The organism is Pseudomonas fluorescens, from assembly GCF_900215245.1.
GTDB classification, from domain to species: domain Bacteria; phylum Pseudomonadota; class Gammaproteobacteria; order Pseudomonadales; family Pseudomonadaceae; genus Aquipseudomonas; species Aquipseudomonas fluorescens.
Genome location: NZ_LT907842.1, coordinates 559,993 through 580,943, shown reverse-complemented (window position 1 = coordinate 580,943; position 20,951 = coordinate 559,993). Strand labels below are relative to the sequence as shown.

Genomic DNA, 20,951 nt, shown 5'->3' with positions numbered 1-20,951 from the left:
CCACTGGCAGCGTCCAATACAAACGTTTGTTTGAATTGCTTGGAAGCTAGGTAAATCAAAGCAACGCGGCTTATGACTGGCTATTTTGGCGTATTGACCAGAATAGGCGTTCCGGTCAATATACGGTCGGTTTTGCGCTAACCGTAGGCACACCGCAGGTTTCAAGAGCACGTCCAAAAGCAGGGCAACGGCAAAATACGTGGCGCGCGCTTAATGAATGGCGCGCAGTTTACACGTCGCGATAAGGAATGACCTCTCAGTCACCACTGACGAACGGTCATTATTCGCCCATCGCTGTGTCACATGCCGAGGTTTTTGGAGGTGCCCTTGTGTGCCGATGAGCATCAACCGCCAGGTTCGCCTAGGCGACTTTCTTTTCACCGGAGAGTAACGAGGAATCCATGAAGGTTCTTGTAGCTGTCAAACGCGTTGTCGATTACAACGTGAAAGTTCGCGTCAAGGCGGACAATTCCGGCGTCGACCTCGCTAACGTCAAGATGTCGATGAACCCTTTCTGCGAAATCGCCGTGGAAGAAGCCGTACGCCTGAAAGAGAAAGGCGTGGCGACTGAAATCGTCGTGGTTTCCATCGGCCCGACCACTGCTCAAGAGCAGCTGCGTACCGCCCTGGCGCTGGGCGCCGACCGTGCCATCCTGGTCGAGTCCGCTGAAGACCTGACCTCCCTGGCCGTTGCCAAGTTGCTCAAAGCCGTTGTCGACAAGGAACAGCCTCAGCTGGTGATCCTCGGCAAGCAGGCCATCGACAGTGACAACAACCAGACCGGCCAGATGCTGGCTGCGCTGACCGGTTACGGCCAGGGCACCTTCGCCTCCAAAGTCGAAGTGAGCGGCGACAGCGTCGCTGTGACCCGTGAAATCGACGGCGGCGCACAGACCGTGTCGTTGAAACTGCCGGCCATCGTCACCACCGACCTGCGTTTGAACGAGCCGCGCTACGCGTCCCTGCCAAACATCATGAAAGCCAAGAAGAAGCCGCTTGAGTCGGTCACTCCAGAAGCTTTGGGCGTTTCCACCGCCTCCACCAACAAGACCGTCAAGGTTGAAGCACCGGCTGCACGCAGCGCGGGCATCAAGGTCAAGTCGGTGGCTGAACTGGTTGAGAAACTGAAAAACGAAGCGAAGGTAATCTAATCATGACTATCTTGGTAATCGCAGAACACGACAACAAGGTGCTGGCTCCAGCGACCCTGAACACCGTGGCCGCCGCCGCTAAAATCGGTGGCGACATTCACGTGCTGGTAGCCGGCCAAGGCGCTGGCGCCGTGGCTGAAGCCGCGGCAAAAATCGCTGGCGTGAGCAAAGTGCTGCTGGCCGACAACGCCGCCTACGCTCACCAGCTGCCGGAAAACGTGGCTCCGCTGGTTGCAGAGCTGGGCGCTGGCTACAGCCACATCCTGGCTGCCGCTACCTCCAACGGTAAAAACATCCTGCCGCGCGTTGCCGCTCAGCTGGACGTTGACCAGATCTCCGAGATCATCTCGGTCGAAAGCGCCGACACCTTCAAGCGCCCGATCTACGCCGGTAACGCCATTGCCACCGTACAGTCCAACGCTTCGGTAAAAGTCATTACCGTACGTGCCACCGGTTTCGACCCGGTTGCCGCTGAAGGCGGTTCGGCTGCTGTGGAAGCCGTCTCCGCTGCTCACGACGCTGGCACTTCCAGCTTTGTCGGCGAAGAGCTGGCCAAGTCGGATCGTCCTGAACTGACCGCTGCCAAAATCGTCGTTTCCGGCGGTCGTGGCATGCAGAACGGTGACAATTTCAAGCACCTGTACGCCCTGGCCGACAAGCTGGGCGCTGCGGTCGGCGCTTCCCGCGCGGCCGTCGACGCAGGTTTCGTACCCAACGACATGCAGGTCGGCCAGACCGGCAAAATCGTTGCGCCACAGCTGTACATCGCGGTCGGTATCTCCGGCGCGATCCAGCACCTGGCCGGTATGAAAGACTCCAAAGTGATCGTAGCGATCAACAAGGACGAAGAAGCACCGATCTTCCAGGTGGCTGATTACGGCCTGGTCGCGGACTTGTTCGAAGCCGTACCCGAGTTGGAGAAGCTGGTCTAATCCAGCCGCTTCACTTATAAAGAGCCCGGTCGAGTGACCGGGCTTTTTTTTGCGCGGCCCTTTTTCAACTGGAGATATCGCCATGGATTTGCGTCCCGTACTGCTGGCTCTGTCGCTGCTGCCAAGCCTGGCGCTGGCCGCCGGTAAATGTGATCGCCTGGTGATGACCGGAAGCCCGGATGCACCGCCGCTGTTATGGCGCGACCCCCAAGACCCGACGCACCTGATCGGCGCCACCGCCGATGTGCTGCAACAAGTCGGCAAGGATCTCGGCTTGAAAATCGACCTGCTCTACGGCGGCAAACGCTCCGTGGCATTGGATGAAGTGCGCAGCGGGCGCATGGACATCCTCGCCGATGCGCCGCTGAACCTCGGCGAACTGGAAACCCTCGACTACATCCACCCGGCGCTGGTACAGATCGATTACCTGGTCTGGACTCGCAAGGATTCGCCGCTGCCCTACACCACGGCCGCCGACCTTCACGGCCATAAGGGCGCGGTATCCGAGCGTGCGCGCTTGAGTGCCGGCTTCGAGACCTTCGCCGCCCAGCAACTCAGCCTGCAACGCCTGCCCAGCTTGACGCCGGCCTTTCAGAAACTGCTGCTGGGGGATGTCGACTATGTGCTTGCCGGACGTTATTCCGGCATGGCCATGGCCCAGACATTGGGCATGAGCAACGACTTGATTGCTCGCGATGTGCCGGTCGATCAGCCTGGCCTGTACCTGGCGATTTCCCACAACTCCGCCTGCAACGATCCGTGGCTACGCGGACAGCTGGCCAAAAAGATGACAGAATTGCCCGCGTCCGGTGCCGCGCAAGCCGCATTGCAGCGCAACCTCGAACGCTGGAAAGCGCAATTGCAGCAACCCGTCGGCACCCCAGCAAAGTAAGGATTTACAGTGACTCTTCGACCTCTTTTCGCGGCCCTCGCCGTTGTCGCTTTGGCGGGATGTGCAGCTGATCCTGCGCCGAATGAACAAATACGCCTCACCCAGCAAGCCTTGGAGCAAGCCGGCGCCGTAGGTGCCAGCACCGATGAGTCGCCGGAACTTAAGCTGGCCGAAGACAAGTTCGCCAGGGCCAAGGCCGATATGGCTGACCAATCCTACAAGCATGCGCGTATGCGGGCCGAACAGGCCGAGCTGGACGCGCGCCTCGCCGAAGCGAAAATTCTGACCCGCAAGAGCCAGGAGCAATTGAACGTGCTCAATACCCGCATCACCCGTCTGCGTAAGCAATTGCAGTTGGGAGAAGCCCAATGAGCCCGATGATCCGTGGTTTGAGCTGTGTGCTGCTGGTGGGCAGCGCTGCCCTGGGCGGTTGCGCCAGCCAACCCAATAGCGAGCAGGCATTGCAGCAGGCCGGCAGTGATTTTCAGAAGGTCAAGGAAGACGCCAACGTACTGCGTTTTGCGCCTAAGGATGTGATTCGCGCCGGTGAATCCCTGGCCCGCGCTGATCGCCTGTCCAGCTACTGGGGCAGCGGTGCGGATGTGGTGCATTACGCCTACCTGAGCCAGCGCTACAGTGCCATCGCCCGCGAACACACCGAGCAAGGCCTTAACGCCGAGCGCGGTACCAAGCTCGAACTGGAGCGCCAACGCCTGCAACTGGCGCTGCGTGAAAACAAGCTGGCCAGTGTGCAGCAGCAGGGCAAGTGGCTCGAAGAGCAAATCGCCAGCTTGACCACCACCCAGACCGATCGCGGCCTGGTGATGACCTTGGGTGATGTGCTGTTCGACACCGGTGACTCGGAGCTGCAAAACTCGGCCAACCGCACTGTGTTGAAGATCGTGCAGTTCCTGCAGCTGAACCCCAAGCGCGTGGTGCGCATCGAGGGCTACACCGACAACACCGGCGGCGAACAGGAAAACCTCAAGCTGTCCCGTGATCGTGCACAGGCAGTCGCCGACGTGCTGATCGACCTGGGCATCGACGAAAAACGCATCCAGGTTGAAGGCTACGGCGACCAGTACCCCGTGGAAGCCAACGCCTCCGAACGAGGCCGCGCCCAGAACCGTCGTGTGGAAATTGTGTTCTCTGATGAGAAGGGCCAATTAGGCGCTGCGCGCTGAAGCTTGTCGCCGATCAAAAGGTGGGGGCGGGCTTGCGCGCGATTGCGCAGTGACAGTCAACATTTCATTGGCTGACGCACTGCCTTCGCGAGCAAGCCCGCTTCCACCTTTTTGTTCTGTATTCACCCAACAGTTTTTTCTATCACTGCCGCTCGCGCTCGACTATTCTCGCAACTGTCCCCGTACACTTCTAAACTGTGCTGGTATGTTTCACACAAAAATAAAATACCCGTGAAATCGAGTGCTGCGTCATGACCAATCTGTTGCTTTACCAACGTATTGCCCAGCAACTGGCTGAGGACATCCGGCGCGGTGTTTATCAACCCGGTGAGCGCGTGCCTTCGGTGCGCAAGATGAGTTCACAGCTCAACGTCAGCCACGCCACGGTGTTGCAGGCCTACGCCAACCTGGAAGACCAGGGGCTGATCCGGGCGCGGCCGCAATCGGGTTATTACGTGCACCAGACGCCCGCACTCACGGCGCCCACGCCGGACATTGCGCGGGTCGAGCGGCCGGGGTTGGTCACCCGCAGCAGCATCATCCAGCAGGTATTGGTCGAGTCGCGCCGTGAGGGCGTGTTCCCGTTGGGCGCGGCGGTGCCGAGTGTCGACTACTTGCCGGTACGGGCGCTGCACCAACAGTTGGCCAAGGTCACACGCTTCCAGAGCCCGCGGGCATTCAGCTATATGTTCAGCCCCGGCTTTGAACCGCTGCGGCGCCAGGTGGCGATTCGCATGCGCGATGCCGGCGTGGTCGTCGACCCCTCCGAAGTGGTGATTACCCACGGTTGTGTCGATGCCTTGCAGATGTCCTTGCGGGTGCTGACCCGTCCTGGCGACTTGATTGCCGCCGAGTCCCCGACGTATTACGGCTTGCTGCAATTGGCCGACCTGCTGGGCCTCAAAGTCATCGAGATCCCCAGTGACCCCTCCACCGGCATGAGCCTTGAAGCCCTGCAACTGGCGGCGAACCAATGGTCGATCAAGGCGTTGGTGCTGACCACGCGCCTGAGTAATCCGCTGGGCGCGACCATGCCCGAAGAGCGCCAGAAACAGTTGCTGCGCCTGGCCTCGGATTTCGATATTCAGATCGTCGAGGACGATATCTACGGCGAGCTGATGTTCGAACTGGGTCGCACCAAGGCGCTGAAAGCCTATGACCGCCTGGACCGGGTGATCTATTGCTCGAGCTTTTCCAAGACCTTGTCCCCTGGCGTGCGCATCGGCTGGATGATCGCCGGCAAGTACCAGCAGGAAATCCAGCGGTTGCAGATGTTCAGTACCCACTCGGCGTGCAGCGTGACGCAGATGGGCGTCGCGGCGTACCTGGAGAACGGTGGCTATGACCGGCACCTGCGCTACATCCGTCAGGAATACCGCAAGAACCTCAGTGCTTTCCAGCTGGCGGTGCAGCAGTATTTTCCGGAAGGCACCCAGATGACGCGCCCGACCGGCGGCTTCATTCTGTGGGTCAGTTTGCCAGGACGGGTCAATACCCAGGAACTGCACGTGCGCGCACTGCAGCAGGGCATCAGCATTGCGCCGGGGGTGATCTTCAGTAACACGGAACAGTTCAACCACTGTATTCGCCTTAACTGCGGAACGCCGTGGAACCGCGAGGCAGAGCGGGCGCTGATGACACTGGGAATGTTGGCCAACCAGTTGTGTCAGGAGACGGCGGCGGGTTTTTGAAAGGGTCGCAAGACGCGCTGGCCAATCATCAGACTTGTCATGCCGCGCACAAAAAGCGAGCATATGGCCTTCTGCCGTTAATGCTGTTGGCGATATGACCTCTATTTTTCGTGCTGTTGTGGTGATTGGCCTGCTCAGCCTGTGCAATGCCGGCTCGGTGCTGGCGGCGCCTGTGGCTGACAAGCCCGCCGCCGGTACCGAACAGAAGGCCCCTGCGAAGAAGTCGGCGCCGGCTAAAAAGGCTCCGGCAGCCAAGAAGAAACCTGCGGTAATAAAAAAACGCGCACCGATAGCGAGCAAATCCAAGTCTGCCCATGAAATAGCCCAGACCAAACTGCCACCGGTACAGTTGGACTTGTCCCTGCCGACGGAAATGGTCAGACATTTGCAGCCGATTGGCACCATGCCTAAACCGAAGAGCGTGCCGTTGTTACCGCCCATGTTTGCTGAAAAGCCCACCGACGACAGTGCGTTCCAGATCAATGGCCGCCTGCTCAGCAACCAGATGCAGTTGCAACTGCGCAATGAAGAACGGCGCGATATCGAAGGCGCCGCCCTCGATTTCGAATTCAAGCAATAAATTCCCCGCAAAGGTGACGCCGACCGCCGACCATTTGTCGCAGACTGGTCAGTCACTTTTGTTTTGTGCGAAAAACCCCTGTTAGACCATTTTAAAACGGCTGTTTAAGGGCGTACTCTAGCCCGGCCATCCACATTGAGTCGTCGAGGACCTGCTGGTCATGAAATGCCGTGAAGGCTGTGGCGCCTGCTGCATCGCCCCCTCCATCAGTTCGCCCTTACCTGGAATGCCCCACGGCAAACCGGCAGGCGAACGCTGCCTGCACCTGTCGGTCGAACAGCTATGCCTGTTGTTCGGGCAGCCGGAGCGACCAGCGGTGTGCAGTGACTTCAAGGCAGACCTTGAGGTGTGTGGCCACGATCAAGCCGATGCGATCCGCTTGATCGGCTGGTGGGAGCAGATGACGGCGGCTTGATGGGCTTTACTATCGGAACTTCAACAATAAGGAATACAACAATGGGTTCGCTGAAACGAATGGCTGTGTTGTGCGGTTTTACGGTGTTATTTGCGGCCACTGCCCAGGCGGAAGATTGGCAAGTCGTCAAGGACGAAGACGGTATCAAGGTGTCCCTGAGCGAAGTCGCCGGTTCCAAATACAAGGCGTATCGCGGTGTAACCCTGATCAAGGCGCCCGTCGCCAAGATCCAGGCCCTGCAGGAAGACGTGGCCGGTGCCTGCTCCTGGATTCACGAATGCAAATCGCAAAAACTGCTCAAGACCGAAGGTGACAAGAGCTGGACCTACACCCAGTTCAAGGCACCGTTCCCGGTCACCGACCGCGATTCGATCCTTGAGATCACCACGTCCAAGGCCGCCGATGGCACTGTGACCCGCAAACTGCTGGAAGTGCCGACCTATCAGCCGGAAGTCAAAGGCTACGTGCGCGTTGCCCAGGTGGACGGTTATTGGAAGCTGGTGCCCAAAGGCGACAACCAGACCGAAGTCACCTACCAGGTGCACACCGAGCCAGGCGGCAGTGTGCCGTCGTGGCTGGCCAACAAGTTTGTGGTGGACGCGCCGTTCAACACCTTGAAAGCCTTGAAAGCACACGCTGAAAAATAAGCGCAATTAATCAGGTGCCTCCGACCTTGAGTGGAACGTTTGCCGGTCCCTCAAGGTCCAGATATGAGTAAGCCCAGACACGGGTTTTATCGAGGAGGCACCGATGCAAAAGTGGCAGATTACCTTCGTTGATGATCACGGCGTACAGTCCGTGGAGCAGTTCGCCTGCGCGCAAAAACCCAGCCTCGAAGATGCGGCACACATGATTCGCAACAAGCTGGTGCCCGTGGCCGCCGAACTCGACCTTAATGACCTTGAGGGCCGCAAGCCCGAGCCCACGGTCAAGATCCTCAAAGACCAGAACAGCATTCAAATTCTCGACATCTCCCCCGCCGCCTGAACATTCCCTGTATGCCCTTCAAACCCTCTGGTGGAGGTGAAAGCTTCGCGCTACTCTGCAACTGAGATCAGCGAATGAATCGCTAAGGTCTGGTCTTGTCAGCTACATGCTTGTTTTCCCGCGGTCATGTCATTGCCGTGGTACCCGCGCCAGTAGGGCGCGGGCTTCGGGAAGCACGGAAAGTCTATCCATCAGTTTGAGGAGGACGTTTCATGAGCACAGCCTATCAAGAAGACATCAGCACCAACGTACTGCGCCGCATGAAAGAGGGCGGCTTTGACTTCTCGCGTTTTCACCCCATTGAGTTCTACGCCATATTCCCGGATGAGGAACGGGCGCGCAGGGCTGCGGGTCGATTTCGTGGGGAATCCCTGAATGCCCAGGTCAGCGCGCGCGATGATGGCGCCTGGTACCTGGAGCTGAGCAAAATCATGTTCGCAACCTACGACGGTATAGGAGACTTCGAGCAGGACTTTGAAGCGGTGGTCGAGCCGCTGGGCGGAATCATCGAAGGGTGGGGCGTCAAGCAGGAGGTGCGTGGGTTACCCATGTAGCTGGATTTTATGAGCAACGCAGCGTATCGGCTGACCTTTGGGTCGGCCGATTTTGTTTGTGCTGTCTGAAATTTTCCGAAAGTACCGAGCACTTTTCGTGCACAAAAAAAAGCCACCCGAACAGGGTGGCTCAAAGGGAAGAGAGGTTCGCTGAAATCTCAGGAAACAAACCTGTTCAGCCGATGGGGGTGATTATCCGCAGGCGGGGCCGGGCAGTGAAATCAACTCTGACTATGCTGTTGATAGTCAAAGCCTGCATTGCGATGAAGCGCGCGTCATGCGCGCTGGCATTCTGCGCACCAGGACGGTGCGGTCAGATTTTGTAGGTTATTTAACTGGCTGATTCTTAAGTGTTTATGCCGATGGCACGGGCCTTGCGACAGTGCTTGCGCCCGGGTGACAAGGAGTACGGCATGACCCGCACTTATTACGATGAAATGTACGACGGGGCAGGGCAGGTCCGCCCCCATTACCGCGAGTTCGCCCGTTGGTTGGCCGACACGCCGCCCGAACTGCTGGCGCAGCGCCGGCGTGAAGCCGACTTGCTGTTCCACCGCGCGGGCATCACCTTCACCCTTTATGGGGATGAACAGGGCACTGAGCGTCTGATCCCTTTTGACACGATCCCGCGCAGTATTCCGGCGAGTGAATGGCGGATTGTCGAGCGTGGTTGTATTCAACGGGTCAAGGCGCTGAACATGTTTCTCGCCGACCTCTATCACGACCAGCGCATTATCAAGGCCGGCATTGTCCCCGCCGAGCAGGTGCTGGCCAACGAGCAATATCAACTGGCAATGCAGGGCCTGGACCTGCACCGCGATCTGTATTCCCACATCTCCGGAGTCGACCTCGTACGCGATGGCGATGGCACTTACTACGTGCTGGAAGACAACCTGCGCACCCCAAGCGGTGTCAGCTACATGCTTGAAGATCGCAAGATGATGATGCGGCTGTTCCCGGAATTATTCGCGGCGCAGCGCATTGCGCCGATTGATCATTACCCCAACCTGCTGCTCGACACCCTCAAAAGCTCCAGCCCGCTGGATAATCCAAGTGTGGTGGTGCTGACCCCGGGGCGCTTCAACAGCGCGTTTTTTGAACATGCGTTCCTGGCCCGGGAGATGGGCGTGGAACTGGTAGAAGGTGCCGACCTGTTCGTGCGCGACGACCGCGTATTCATGCGCACCACCGACGGCCCCAAGGCCGTTGACGTGATCTACCGGCGCCTCGACGACGCCTTCCTCGACCCGCTGGCCTTCAACCCGGATTCGATGCTTGGCGTGCCCGGCCTGCTCGCGGCCTACCGCTCGGGCAATGTGGTACTGGCCAACGCGATCGGCACCGGGGTGGCGGATGACAAGTCGGTGTACCCCTTTGTCACCGAGATGATCCGCTTTTACCTGGATGAAGAGCCGATTCTGAAGAACGTTCCGACGTTTCAGTGTCGAAAGCCCGATGAACTCTCCCATGTGCTGGCCAACCTGCCGGACCTGGTGGTCAAGGAAACCCAAGGCTCCGGCGGCTACGGCATGCTGGTCGGCCCGGCCTCCACGGCGGCGGAAATCGAAGCCTTCCGCGCCCGTATCAAGGCCAAGCCCCACGCCTATATCGCACAACCGACCCTGTGTTTATCCACCTGCCCGACCTTCGTCGAAAACGGCATCGCGCCGCGCCATATCGACTTGCGGCCGTTTGTATTGTCCGGCAAGGAAACCCGCGTCGTTCCCGGCGGCTTGACCCGTGTGGCGCTGCGTGAAGGCTCGCTGGTGGTCAATTCGTCCCAGGGCGGCGGCACCAAAGACACTTGGGTGGTCGAGGACTGATGCCATGTTGAGTAGAACTGCCTCGGATTTGTACTGGATGTCGCGCTACCTGGAGCGCGCGGAAAACCTCGCGCGCATGCTCGATGTCAGCTATTCGTTGTCGCTGATGCCCCAGGATGGGCGCGGCGATGGTCTGCATGAATTGGCCATGCCGTTGTTGATTACCGGCACGCTGGACGATTACCACGAACGCCACGGTGAACTGCACGCCGAACGCCTGTTGCACTTCTTTGCGCTGGACGCGGCCAACCCGGCCAGCATCTACAGTTGTCTCGGCGCCGCACGGGCCAGCGCCCACGCGGTGCGTGGGCGAATCACCGCCGACATGTGGGAAAACATCAACGCCACCTGGCTGGATATTCGCGATATCGCCCAGCAAGGGCTGAGCCTCTACGGCATGAGCCGGTTTTGTGAATGGGTGAAGGAGCGTTCGCACCTGTTCCGGGGCGCTACCTACGGCACCATCATGCGTAACGATGCGTTTCGTTTTATTCGCCTGGGCACCTTTATCGAGCGCGCCGACAACACCCTGCGCCTGCTCGATGCGCGCTATGAAATGGCCGGTGACCAAGCCGCCACCGTCACCGACGGCACGGCCCACGCCTACTATCAATGGAGCGCCTTGTTGCGCGCCTTGTCGTCGTTCGAGGCCTACACCGAGATTTACCGCGACGCACCCGGCGCCCGGCAAGTGGCCGAGTTGCTGCTGTTACGCGCAGACGTCCCGCGTTCCCTGCGGGCCTGCAGCGAAGAGATCGACCAGATCCTCGCCAGCCTGCCCGGCCTCAACGGCCGCCCGGCCCAGCGCCTGGCCGCCGAGATGGACGCGCGCCTGCGCTTTACCGCCATCGATGAAATTCTCGAGGAAGGCCTGCACGCCTGGCTGACCGATTTTATTCCCTTGGTCCGCCAGTTGGGCGACGCCATCTACAGTTCCTACCTGGAGGCGGCATGAGACTCTCCATCAGCCACGAAACCACCTACCGTTACGAAGATCAGGTGCGCGCCAGCATCCAGTACCTGCGCCTCACGCCCCACGACAGCGAGCGCCAGCATGTGCTCAGTTGGCAACTCGACCTGCCGCGCCCGGTGCGGGCGCAGGTGGACCCGTTCGGCAACATCCTGCACGTGCTGACCCTGGATGAACCCCACGACGCCATCATCATTGGCGCCCGTGGCCAGGTGGATATCGACGAATTACGCGAGGCCGAACACGAGAGCCAGTCAGCGTTCCCGTTCCTGCGCAGCACGCGCCTGACCGAGCCCGACGAGGCACTGCGCGGCTTTGCCGAGCAACACTGCCATCAACGTCGCGACCGCAGCGCGTTGATCGACCTGATGCACGCCCTCAACCAATCCATGGTCTACACGCCCGGCGCCACCGAAGTCGACACCTGTGCGGCGCAGGCCTTTGCCGGTCGGGCGGGTGTTTGTCAGGACCACACCCATGCGTTCCTGGCCTGTGCACGCAGCCTGGGGGTTCCTGCGCGATATGTGTCGGGGTATCTGTACACCGAAGACAGCACGCACCTGGCCAGCCACGCCTGGGCCGAAGCCTGGCTGGAGGACGCCTGGTACAGCTTTGACGTGACCAACCAACTGGCCCGGCCGGAGCGGCATTTGAAACTGGCCGTGGGCCTGGACTACCTGGATGCCTGCCCGGTACGCGGCATGCGCCGTGGTGGCGGGCATGAGCAGATGCATGCCAAGGTGTTCGTTGCGCCGACGCCGGTGATTTCAGTGCAGCAGCAATAATCGCCAGAACGCAGCTGATCAAATGTGCGAGCGGGCGAGCCCGCTCGCACAGGGCATGTTCGCGACGCTCAGGGCTGCTGTTTACGCCCCGCCATATGCTTCAAATACCCCACCAGCAACTCCAGCTCGCCATCCGGCAACACACTCGCGGTAAACGCCGGCATCTTCGCTTGTGGCCAATGCCGCAGGCTCTGCGGGTCGCGAATATAGCGCTTGAGGAAATCCCCGCTGAAATACTCGGTGGGGCTGTAGGGCACGTTCAGGTCCGGGCCCATCTGTGCATCGCCGGCGCCGTTGAGACGATGGCAGGCCAGGCAGTTTTTCTGGAACACCGCAAAGCCCTGGTTGATCGGGTCATTTGCGGCCAACTTCGGGTCGGGCACCAGAGCCGGAAAACGCTCGGCCACCGTCTTCAGTTGCTTGATGGCGGAGAGTTGAAACGGCCACTGCTCAGGGCTGATAGACGCAGCGTGTGGGTCGGTCCACACCAGATAGAACGGCCCGGCGCTGGGTTTGTCCGGCGCCAGCGCGGGCCATGGGTGCGCCGGGTCTTCCACCGCCAGCCAGGCACGTGCGCCGTGCGTTTCCAGCAGTGGCGCGGCCGTCAGCTCGGCGGCAAACCCATCCAGGGCGACGGCCTGCAGGTGGTTATCGGGTTTAAGACCTGGCAGGAGTTTCGCCAACGGCACTGCGCGATACGTCATGTTGCGCTTGTAGGAAACGTCATCAACGATCTGCACCGTCTGCGCGTCGGGGTGCTTGAGCAGGTCCTCGGTCTGCCAGGTTTTGCTGGCGTGGTCCAACTCAATGGTCAATTGCGCCGCCGCAGCGGGCAGGGCCAACAGTAAGGCGAGGAAGGCAAGGATCGGTTTCAAGGGGCAGCCCGGTTTGAAGTGGCGGTTGCGCCCACGATACCGGAAATCTGCACGCAAAAAGACAGCCCCTGCAACGGGACCGCTAGACGCAATGTCCCGGCAGGTGCTGCCAAAACCTGCAGTCCTGTGGCGGTGTGTGCACGGAATGTGGGGATTGAGCCGTCACCCAATGATCTTGGTTAAATTGGGTAAGATCAGAATCAGTGTGGTGGCGAAAAGAATAAGTCCCGCCTGACGTACTTTCGTGTGTTTAAACATGGCTGACTGCCTTTTGTTGTTATTCCTGAGCGTCAAATGCGTGCCGGTTAATTTCAGTATCGCAACGTGACGTGTCGCTTTTCTTACAGTTGCTCCAGCAAAACCCGGCAGCAACTTCTTACTGATTCAACCTTAGAGCCCTCGTTCTTTGCGGCTTAGATCCATTTCATATCAGCTAATCAGCAAATCCGCTAAAAACGGCATGAGGCCTAAGGCCATCTTGGCGCCAGCCCTGAGGCTAGACAGCTAAAACGTTTAACCGGGCGTTTCCAGTAGCTGGCTACCGTTCGTCCGAGCGAGGCGGTCAAAAGCAATGAGCGCATCCGTCATTGAAACCGTGTCAATCGGGCCTAAGGTAAGGGTCACACATGCACAGCGGTTCGAGGACGTCATGACCCAAGCTTTGATCTTTGATGCAATACGCACGCCGCGCGGCAAAGGTAAGGCCGACGGCGCCTTGCACAGCGTCAAACCGGTAAACCTGGTGGCGGGCTTGCTCACCGCGCTCGCCCAGCGCAGCGATCTCGACACGCGCCAGGTGGATGACATCGTCCTTGGCTGCGTCACCCCAGTGGGTGACCAGGGGGCCGATATCGCCAAGACCGCCGCACTGGTGGCCGACTGGGACGTCAGTGTTGCCGGTGTACAGATCAACCGCTTCTGCGCTTCGGGCCTTGAAGCGGTCAACCTCGGCGCGATGAAAGTGCGCTCCGGCTTTGAAGACCTGGTGGTGGTCGGTGGCGTCGAATCCATGTCCCGCGTGCCGATGGGCAGCGATGGCGGCGCCTGGGTGCTCGACCCGCAAACCAACATGCACAGCCACTTCACGCCCCAGGGCATTGGTGCGGATTTGATCGCGACCCTGGAAGGCTTCACTCGCGAGGACGTCGACGCCTTCGCCCTACATTCCCAGCAGAAAGCGGCCAGGGCGAGCGCAGACGGTTCTTTCAACAAATCGCTGATTGCGGTGCAGGACCAGAACGGCATCGTACTGCTGGACCATGACGAGTTTATCCGTGGCGACTCCACCCTCGAAGGCCTCGGCAAGCTCAAGCCGAGCTTCGAGATGATGGGGCAGATGGGTTTCGACGCCACCGCGCTACGGGTCTACAGCCATGTGGAGCGCATCAACCACGTACACACACCCGGCAACAGCTCCGGCATTGTCGATGGCGCGGCGCTGATGCTGATCGGCTCGGCGGCCAAAGGCCGTGAACTGGGCCTGCAACCGCGGGCGCGGATTGTCGCCACGGCGGTTACCAGCACCGACCCGACCATCATGCTCACCGGCCCGGCGCCGGCTACACGCAAAGCCTTGGCCAAGGCCGGTTTGCGCGTGGAAGACATCGACCTGTTCGAAGTCAACGAAGCGTTTGCCTCGGTGGTGCTCAAGTTCATCAAGGACATGGGCATCGATGCTGCGCGGGTCAACGTCAATGGCGGCTCCATCGCCATGGGCCACCCGTTGGGCGCCACAGGCTGCGCGATCCTTGGCACCTTGCTCGACGAGCTGCACGTGCGCCAGCAACGCTACGGCCTGGCGACCCTGTGTGTCGGCGGTGGCATGGGCATCGCCACTATTATTGAACGCCTCTGAGCCCAAGGAATTCGTCATGACCGAAGCCATTCGTTACGAAAAAGGCCAGGACCAGATCGTGGTGCTGACCCTCGACATGCCTGGCCAGAGCGCCAACACCATGAACGGTGCGTACCGCGAGGCGATGGCAGCCACTGTCGCGCGCCTGGAAGCGGATAAGGACACGCTGGCCGGTGTGGTCATTACCTCGGCGAAGAAGACCTTTTTTGCCGGGGGTGATCTCAATGAATTGATCAAAGTCGACAAAGCGCACGCCAAGGATTTCTACGCCGGTGTGTGGGTGTTAAAGGCGCAATTGCGCCGCTTGGAAACACTCGGCAAACCGGTGGTTGCCGCGATCAATGGCGCTGCGTTGGGCGGCGGCTGGGAGATTTGCCTGGCCTGCCATTACCGCGTCGCGCTGGACGACCAGTCGGTGCAGCTCGGCTTGCCGGAAGTCACCCTGGGCCTGTTGCCGGGCGGCGGCGGGGTGGTCCGCATGGTGCGCATGCTGGGGCTGGAAAAAGCCTTGCCGTATTTGCTCGAAGGTAAAAAAGTCCGTGCGCGGCAGGCGTTGCAAGCGGGCTTGATCAATGAGTTGGCGGCGGACCGCGAAGACCTGCTGGCCAAGTCCCGCGCCTGGATTCTCGCCCACCCTGAGGCCAGGCAGCCGTGGGACACCCACGGCTATCAGCTCCCCGGCGGCACGCCGTCGAACCCCAAAGTGGCGCAGATGCTGGCGATTGCGCCGTCGATTTTGCGCAGTAAAACCCATGGCTGCTTCCCGGCGCCGGAGAAGATCCTGTGTGCCGCCGTGGAAGGCGCCCAGGTGGATTTCGACACGGCGCACCTGATTGAAACGCGCTACTTCACCGAGCTGGTCACCGGGCAGGTGGCGAAAAACATGATCGGCACCTTCTGGTTCCAGCTCAATGAAATCAACGCCGGCAGCTCACGCCCACACGGCTTCGCGCCTTACCTCACACGTAAAGTCGGCGTGCTTGGCGCGGGGATGATGGGGGCGGGCATCGCGTATGTCAGTGCCTGTGCGGGCATCGAGGTGGTGCTCAAGGACGTCAACCTGGCAGCCGCCGAGAAGGGCAAGGCCCATTCGGCCGCGCTGCTGGACAAGAAGGTCAGCCGTGGGCAACTGACGGCCGAACAGCGCGAAAGCACCCTGGCACGGATTCATCCTACGCAGGATGACGCCGACCTGGCTGGCTGCGACCTGATCATCGAAGCGGTCTTCGAAGACCGTGAACTCAAAGCCAAGGTGTCGGCGGCTGCGCAAAACGTGGTCGGTGCCGACGCGGTGATTGCCTCCAACACCTCGACGCTGCCCATCAGCGGCCTGGCCAACGCGGTGCCCGATCAAGGCAAGTTTATCGGCCTGCATTTCTTCAGCCCTGTCGACAAGATGCCGCTGGTGGAAATCATCAAGGGCGCCCTGACCAGCGACGAAACCCTGGCACGAGGTTTCGACTTCGTACTGCAAATCAAGAAAACCCCGATTGTGGTCAACGACAGTCGTGGCTTCTTCACCTCACGGGTGTTCGGCACCTTTACCAACGAAGGCATTGCGATGTTAGGCGAAGGCGTGGCCGCGCCGATGATCGAGACCGAAGCGCGCAAGGCCGGGATGCCGGTGGGGCCGTTGGCGGTGTCGGATGAAGTGTCGCTTAGCCTGATGAGTCATATCCGACAGCAGACTGCGAAGGATCTGCAGGCGGAAGGTCGGGAGGTGCCGACGCATCCGGCGACGCGGGTGATCGATCTGTTGGTGAATGAATACAAGCGTGCGGGCAAGGCGGCCGGGGGCGGTTTCTACGATTACCCCGCAGGCGGGCAGAAACACCTGTGGCCCGAGTTGAAAGGGCGCTTCGAACAGCCCGGCAAACAGATTTCGCCACAGGATGTGCGCGACCGTTTGCTGTTTATCCAGGCGATTGAAACCGTGCGGTGTGTGGAGGAGGGCGTGTTGATGTCGACGGCTGACGCCAACGTGGGCTCGATCTTCGGCATTGGCTTTGCCGCGTGGAGTGGCGGCGCGCTGCAGTTTATCAACCAGTACGGGCTCAACGACTTTATCGCCCGCGCGCGCTACCTGGCTGAGCAGTATGGCGAGCGGTTCTCGCCGCCGGCTCTGCTACTGGAAAAAGCTGCCCAGGGCGCAATATTCGCCTGATCGAAACGCAATATGTTGGGCAATAGAGAACCCTCATGGGAGCGGGCTTGCCCGCGATAGCGGTATGTCTGCCACTGCAAATGTTGGCTGATATGACGCCATCGCGGGCACGTTGAATCGGCGCACCGTCGCTCCTGCGGGTAGGCCCATGGTGGGACTTGCTTTGCAGGGGTATTTCAGGGCAGGCTGGGGTGTGCATTATTCCCATCACCGTGTCAGGTATTTTTATGTCGCTACGCGTCTGTATCCTGGAAACCGATATCCTGCGTCCAGGCTTGATCGATCAGTACCAAGGGTACGGGCAGATGTTCAAACGCCTGTTCTCCAAGCAACCGATAGCCGCCGAATTTGTCATCTACAACGTCGTCCAGGGCCAATACCCGTCAGATGATGAGGTGTTCGACGCCTACCTGATCACCGGCAGCAAGGCCGATTCCTTCGGCACCGACCCATGGATCCAGACCCTTAAAACCTACTTGCTCGACCGCTATGCGCGCGGCGACAAGTTGCTGGGCGTGTGTTTCGGTCACCAGTTATTGGCGCTGCTGTTGGGCGGCAAGACTGAACGCGCCAGCAAAGGCTGGGGCATGGGCATCCACGACTACACGCTGAATGCCAAGGCGCCATGGATGAGCCCGGTGGTGGAAGAACTGACCTTGCTGATCAGTCATCAGGATCAAGTGACCCGCCTGCCGGAAAACGCCACGGTCATAGCGTCCAGCGATTTTTGCCCGTATGCGGCGTATCACATCGAAGACCAGGTGCTGTGCTTCCAGGGCCACCCGGAATTCATCCACGATTATTCCCGCGAGTTGCTGGAGATTCTTCAGACAACTCTGGGGGAAAAGGTCTATACCCACGGCGTGGCAAGCCTGGAGCGCGACCACCACGGTGCCACCGTGGCGGAATGGATGATGCGCTTTGTCGCGCACAAGCCAGAGGCGGCGGTTTAAAGCCAGCCCGAACGTTTGAAGCTCGCCCACAAACCGGTGCAGCCTGCCGCAATAAACCCGAGCACCGCAAAATAGCCGTAGTGCCATTGCAGCTCGGGCATGTTCTGGAAGTTCATCCCATAAATCCCCGCCACTGCGGTGGGGAATGCCAGAATCGCCGCCCACGCGGCGAATTTGCGTTGCACCACGCTTTGACGTGAGGCCTCCAGCAACACACCGATCTCAATGGTCTGGCTGGCGATATCGCGAAGGGTGGTCAGGTCTTCCATCTGCCGCGTCACGTGGATCTGCACGTCACGGAAGTAGGGGCGCATGTTTTTGTCGATAAACGGGAAGCTCAGTTTTTGCAATTCCTGGCTGATTTCGACCATCGGCGCCACATAACGCTTGAGCCGCAGCACGTCACGACGCAGGCCGTGGAGGTTGTGGATATCGGTTTCACTCAGGGAATTGCACAACACGTTGCGTTCCAGCTCATCGATCTCGGCATGGATCGCCTCGCTCACCGGCTGGTAGTTTTCGGTGACGAAGTCCAGCAGCGCATAGAGTACGAAATCTTCCCCATGCTCCAGTAACAGCGGCCGCGCCTCACAGCGCTGGCGCACATAGCCGTACGACGCTGAGTGGCCGTTGCGTGCGGTAATGATGTAGCCGTTACCGGCGAAAATATGAGTTTCGATAAACACCAGCTTGCCGTTCTCGCGCACCGGTGAGTAGGTCACGATAAACAGCGCATCGCCGAAGGTTTCCAGCTTCGGTCGGCTGTGTTTTTCCAGGGCGTCTTCAATGGCCAGTTCATGCAGGTTGAACTGGCGTTGCAGGTTGGCCAGTTCATGGGCGTTGGGCTCTTCCAGGCCGATCCAGACAAAATGGTCGGGTTTGGCGGCCCAGGCCGCGCCCTCATCGAGGGTAATATCGGTGACTTTCTTTCCGCCGCTGTAAACGGCGGCCGCAACAACTCTACCCATGGTGCAGATCGCTTCTTGTTAGGAGGACAGGTGTTGGGCAGCTTAGCTGGAAGCGAGTTCGATTGTTGCGGCACTTTGCAGCTCACGGTCCATCGCGGCAATGCATTCATCCATCTGCGTCTGACAGGCCTGCATCAATTGAGGGATGTCATCCGAAGTCAGGCCTGCGGTAGGAATCGGTGGCAACGAGCGTATGAGCACATCACCGCTGTTCCACTGATTAAGTTGCATATGGGTGACGTAATTGCTGACACACACCTGGACGATCGGCACACCTGCCGCGATTGCCATATGGAACGCGCCCTTCTTGAACGGCAACAGGCCTTTGCCCAGGTTGCGCGTGCCTTCCGGGAACACCCAGATCGACGTGTCCTGATGCTGCAAGGTGTGCGTGGTCGTGAGCATCGCGCGGCGCGCCTTGTGCGCGTTGCCACGGTCGATCAGCACATTGCCTGCCAGCCAGAACAACTGGCCGAACAGCGGCACCCATTTCAGGCTTTTCTTGGCGATGCACACCGTGCGGTAAGGCACCACATTACCCAACACAAACAGGTCATAGTTGGACTGGTGGTTGGCGATGATCACGCACGTACCGGGCTTGTTGCGCAGAGAGTCGACATCCGTCTTCACGTTTAAACGCAATATCCACATGGCGGGCAGCGCATAGAGGCACGCGCACAAGCGACTGTTGTCGGGATTGAACGGCCGACAAATGCCCAGCAGCACGCCCAGCACACCGGCAACCATAAAGTGCAGGCCCATCAACAACATACGTAACAGAAAGAGCATCGACACGGCCCATCGGGACAAAAGGTGGCGCAGTGTACGGATGTGCACTGTATTCGGCAATTGCCCCTACAGACGTAGGAGTTAGGCGATGTTTAAGCACATGTTTCAAGGTAAGCCGACAAGGCCTGACTAGAGCGGCTAACGAGGTTTCGGATTTATCGGTAAGAAAAAGCCCGACTCAAGGTCGGGCTCAGGCGTTGCCGCTGCGGGGTGTTAGCTCAGGATATGGCCCTGATCCTGGATGATTGCATCATCCAATGCTTCCAGCAGTGCTTTACGCACCTTCAGCTTGGTGTGCTTGTGGGCGTTCATATTGATCTTCTTCAATTGGCGGGCCGCTTCCAGGGCCGCCGCGTGCAATTCTTCCGGTGCGACCACCTTATCCAGGAAGCCCGCTTGCAGTGCGCCCTGCGGGTCAAACATCTCGGCATTGATCACCGAACGATGAAACGCCGACTTGCGCAGCCGGTCCCGCGCCAGCTCGATACCGGCATGGTGCATGGTCATGCCGATCGCCACTTCGTTCAGGCCAATGCTGAACGGGCCGTCCACACCAATCCGATAATCTGCCGACAACAGCAGGAACGCACCTTTGGCCACCGCATGCCCTGGGCAGGCGACGATGACGGGGAACGGGTGCGACAACAGGCGACGCGCCAACGTCGAGCCCGATGTCACCAGGCCAATAGCCTCTTTCGGCCCGGCCGTCATCACCTTCAAATCATAACCGCCCGACAGAATCCCCGGCGTCCCGGTGATGATCACCACCGCCCGATCTTTCTCGGCCTGATCCAGTGCCGCATTAAACTCACTGACCACCGCCGGAGAAATGGCATTCACCTTGCCGTTGCTCAAGGTCAGGGTCGCGATACCGTCTTCGAGGTGGTAGGCAATCAACTCACTCATGACGCGGTTCCTTGTAGGACTTGTTATAGATAGGCTGTTTATAGAAGAGCATGCGCAGACGTTACCCACCACGCCCGCCCCGGTAAAGCGCCGTGACTGACTACTCAGTCAGACTTTTCCCGCATCCCCTAGGTTAGACGGCCTAGGGCAGGGCGCAGCAGCCGTCCCAAGCGCATGCCGGCGGTGCCCGAGAATGGCAGAATCACCGCCCTCGCCGGGCAGGTAACGGCATAACCGCCTAACCGCATGAAAATTCTGAAAAAAACCTTTGCCATCAGAAAGGCTTTCGACTACATTAGCGCGCCTCGACAGACTGAACTGGTTTGACGAGATACGGTGAAGTGTCCGAGTGGCTTAAGGAGCACGCCTGGAAAGTGTGTATACAAGAAATTGTATCGAGAGTTCGAATCTCTCCTTCACCGCCACATTCTACAAACACAAACCCCTGATTTTCCTAGTGAAAGTCGGGGGTTTGTG

The 20,951-nt window shown here is 59.5% G+C and carries 21 protein-coding genes and 1 tRNA gene; 18 read left to right on the top strand and 4 right to left on the bottom strand.

Annotated elements, in window-relative coordinates; translation table 11 throughout:
* The first annotated feature begins 401 nt into the window (after positions 1-401).
* The 14 genes from CPH89_RS02655 to CPH89_RS02590 all read left to right on the top strand — a co-directional run bounded on the left by CPH89_RS02655 (position 402) and on the right by CPH89_RS02590 (position 11,964).
* Positions 402-1,151, top strand: coding sequence for an electron transfer flavoprotein subunit beta/FixA family protein (locus CPH89_RS02655; RefSeq protein WP_017138339.1), 750 nt, complete (start codon positions 402-404; stop codon positions 1,149-1,151).
* Between the two features lie 2 nt (positions 1,152-1,153).
* The gene (locus CPH89_RS02650; protein ID WP_053257535.1) at positions 1,154-2,083 is read left to right on the top strand and encodes an electron transfer flavoprotein subunit alpha/FixB family protein; all 930 of its coding nucleotides are present in this window, start codon (positions 1,154-1,156) and stop codon (positions 2,081-2,083) included.
* Positions 2,084-2,165: 82 nt separating this feature from the next.
* Entirely contained in the window at positions 2,166-2,975 is an 810-nt protein-coding gene (locus tag CPH89_RS02645; RefSeq protein WP_053257534.1) for a substrate-binding periplasmic protein, read from the top strand.
* Between the two features lie 9 nt (positions 2,976-2,984).
* Positions 2,985-3,347 carry a DUF4398 domain-containing protein gene (locus CPH89_RS02640; protein ID WP_053257533.1) on the top strand — a complete coding sequence of 121 codons (363 nt, stop codon included), beginning with the start codon at positions 2,985-2,987 and terminating at the stop codon, positions 3,345-3,347.
* Positions 3,344-4,159: an OmpA family protein gene (locus tag CPH89_RS02635; protein WP_053257532.1), complete on the top strand. Its 816-nt coding sequence runs from the start codon at positions 3,344-3,346 to the stop codon at positions 4,157-4,159. The genes CPH89_RS02640 and CPH89_RS02635 overlap by 4 nt, the downstream gene beginning before the upstream one ends.
* Positions 4,160-4,410: 251 nt before the next feature.
* On the top strand, positions 4,411-5,850 hold the full coding sequence (locus tag CPH89_RS02630) for an aminotransferase-like domain-containing protein (RefSeq protein WP_053257531.1): 1,440 nt from the start codon (positions 4,411-4,413) through the stop codon (positions 5,848-5,850).
* Between the two features lie 94 nt (positions 5,851-5,944).
* The gene (locus tag CPH89_RS02625; protein WP_053257530.1) at positions 5,945-6,430 is read left to right on the top strand and encodes a hypothetical protein; all 486 of its coding nucleotides are present in this window, start codon (positions 5,945-5,947) and stop codon (positions 6,428-6,430) included.
* Positions 6,431-6,590: 160 nt separating this feature from the next.
* A complete protein-coding gene (locus CPH89_RS02620) occupies positions 6,591-6,845 on the top strand; it encodes a YkgJ family cysteine cluster protein (RefSeq protein WP_053257529.1) in 255 nt (84 codons plus the stop codon).
* 41 nt (positions 6,846-6,886) lie between these two features.
* The gene (locus tag CPH89_RS02615) at positions 6,887-7,492 is read left to right on the top strand and encodes an START domain-containing protein (RefSeq protein ID WP_053257528.1); all 606 of its coding nucleotides are present in this window, start codon (positions 6,887-6,889) and stop codon (positions 7,490-7,492) included.
* A 103-nt stretch (positions 7,493-7,595) separates the two neighbouring features.
* Complete coding sequence (locus CPH89_RS02610; protein WP_053257527.1) at positions 7,596-7,832, top strand: hypothetical protein; 237 nt, start codon at positions 7,596-7,598, stop codon at positions 7,830-7,832.
* A gap of 212 nt (positions 7,833-8,044) precedes the next feature.
* Positions 8,045-8,386, top strand: coding sequence for a ribonuclease E inhibitor RraB (locus CPH89_RS02605; protein WP_003193463.1), 342 nt, complete (start codon positions 8,045-8,047; stop codon positions 8,384-8,386).
* Positions 8,387-8,799: 413 nt separating this feature from the next.
* Complete coding sequence (locus tag CPH89_RS02600) at positions 8,800-10,209, top strand: circularly permuted type 2 ATP-grasp protein (protein ID WP_053257526.1); 1,410 nt, start codon at positions 8,800-8,802, stop codon at positions 10,207-10,209.
* 4 nt (positions 10,210-10,213) lie between these two features.
* Positions 10,214-11,164, top strand: a complete 951-nt coding sequence (locus CPH89_RS02595) for an alpha-E domain-containing protein (protein WP_053257525.1) — start codon at positions 10,214-10,216, stop codon at positions 11,162-11,164.
* Entirely contained in the window at positions 11,161-11,964 is an 804-nt protein-coding gene (locus CPH89_RS02590; RefSeq protein WP_053257524.1) for a transglutaminase family protein, read from the top strand. The genes CPH89_RS02595 and CPH89_RS02590 overlap by 4 nt, the downstream gene beginning before the upstream one ends.
* 68 nt (positions 11,965-12,032) lie before the next feature.
* Here CPH89_RS02590 and CPH89_RS02585 read toward each other — a convergent pair whose 3' ends face one another.
* The gene (locus CPH89_RS02585) at positions 12,033-12,839 is read right to left on the bottom strand and encodes a c-type cytochrome (RefSeq protein WP_053258029.1); all 807 of its coding nucleotides are present in this window, start codon (positions 12,837-12,839) and stop codon (positions 12,033-12,035) included.
* Positions 12,840-13,488: 649 nt separating this feature from the next.
* On the opposite strand from CPH89_RS02585, the gene CPH89_RS02580 reads away from it, so the two are divergent.
* From CPH89_RS02580 to CPH89_RS02570, 3 genes are all read left to right on the top strand, one after another.
* Entirely contained in the window at positions 13,489-14,694 is a 1,206-nt protein-coding gene (locus CPH89_RS02580; protein WP_053257523.1) for an acetyl-CoA C-acetyltransferase, read from the top strand.
* A gap of 16 nt (positions 14,695-14,710) precedes the next feature.
* On the top strand, positions 14,711-16,858 hold the full coding sequence (locus CPH89_RS02575) for a 3-hydroxyacyl-CoA dehydrogenase NAD-binding domain-containing protein (protein WP_053257522.1): 2,148 nt from the start codon (positions 14,711-14,713) through the stop codon (positions 16,856-16,858).
* A 227-nt stretch (positions 16,859-17,085) separates the two neighbouring features.
* Entirely contained in the window at positions 17,086-17,811 is a 726-nt protein-coding gene (locus CPH89_RS02570) for an amidotransferase (protein WP_053257521.1), read from the top strand.
* Here the strand turns inward: CPH89_RS02570 and CPH89_RS02565 are convergent.
* From CPH89_RS02565 to CPH89_RS02555, 3 genes are all read right to left on the bottom strand, one after another.
* On the bottom strand, positions 17,808-18,779 hold the full coding sequence (locus CPH89_RS02565) for a magnesium and cobalt transport protein CorA (RefSeq protein WP_053257520.1): 972 nt from the start codon (positions 18,777-18,779) through the stop codon (positions 17,808-17,810). The two genes, CPH89_RS02570 and CPH89_RS02565, sit on opposite strands and share 4 nt — an antisense overlap.
* 42 nt (positions 18,780-18,821) lie before the next feature.
* Complete coding sequence (locus CPH89_RS02560) at positions 18,822-19,568, bottom strand: lysophospholipid acyltransferase family protein (protein ID WP_053257519.1); 747 nt, start codon at positions 19,566-19,568, stop codon at positions 18,822-18,824.
* Between the two features lie 213 nt (positions 19,569-19,781).
* Positions 19,782-20,474, bottom strand: a complete 693-nt coding sequence (locus tag CPH89_RS02555; protein ID WP_053257518.1) for a crotonase/enoyl-CoA hydratase family protein — start codon at positions 20,472-20,474, stop codon at positions 19,782-19,784.
* Between the two features lie 335 nt (positions 20,475-20,809).
* Here CPH89_RS02555 and CPH89_RS02550 point away from each other — a divergent pair.
* A tRNA-Ser gene (locus tag CPH89_RS02550) sits at positions 20,810-20,899 on the top strand.
* The last annotated feature ends 52 nt before the right edge of the window (positions 20,900-20,951 follow it).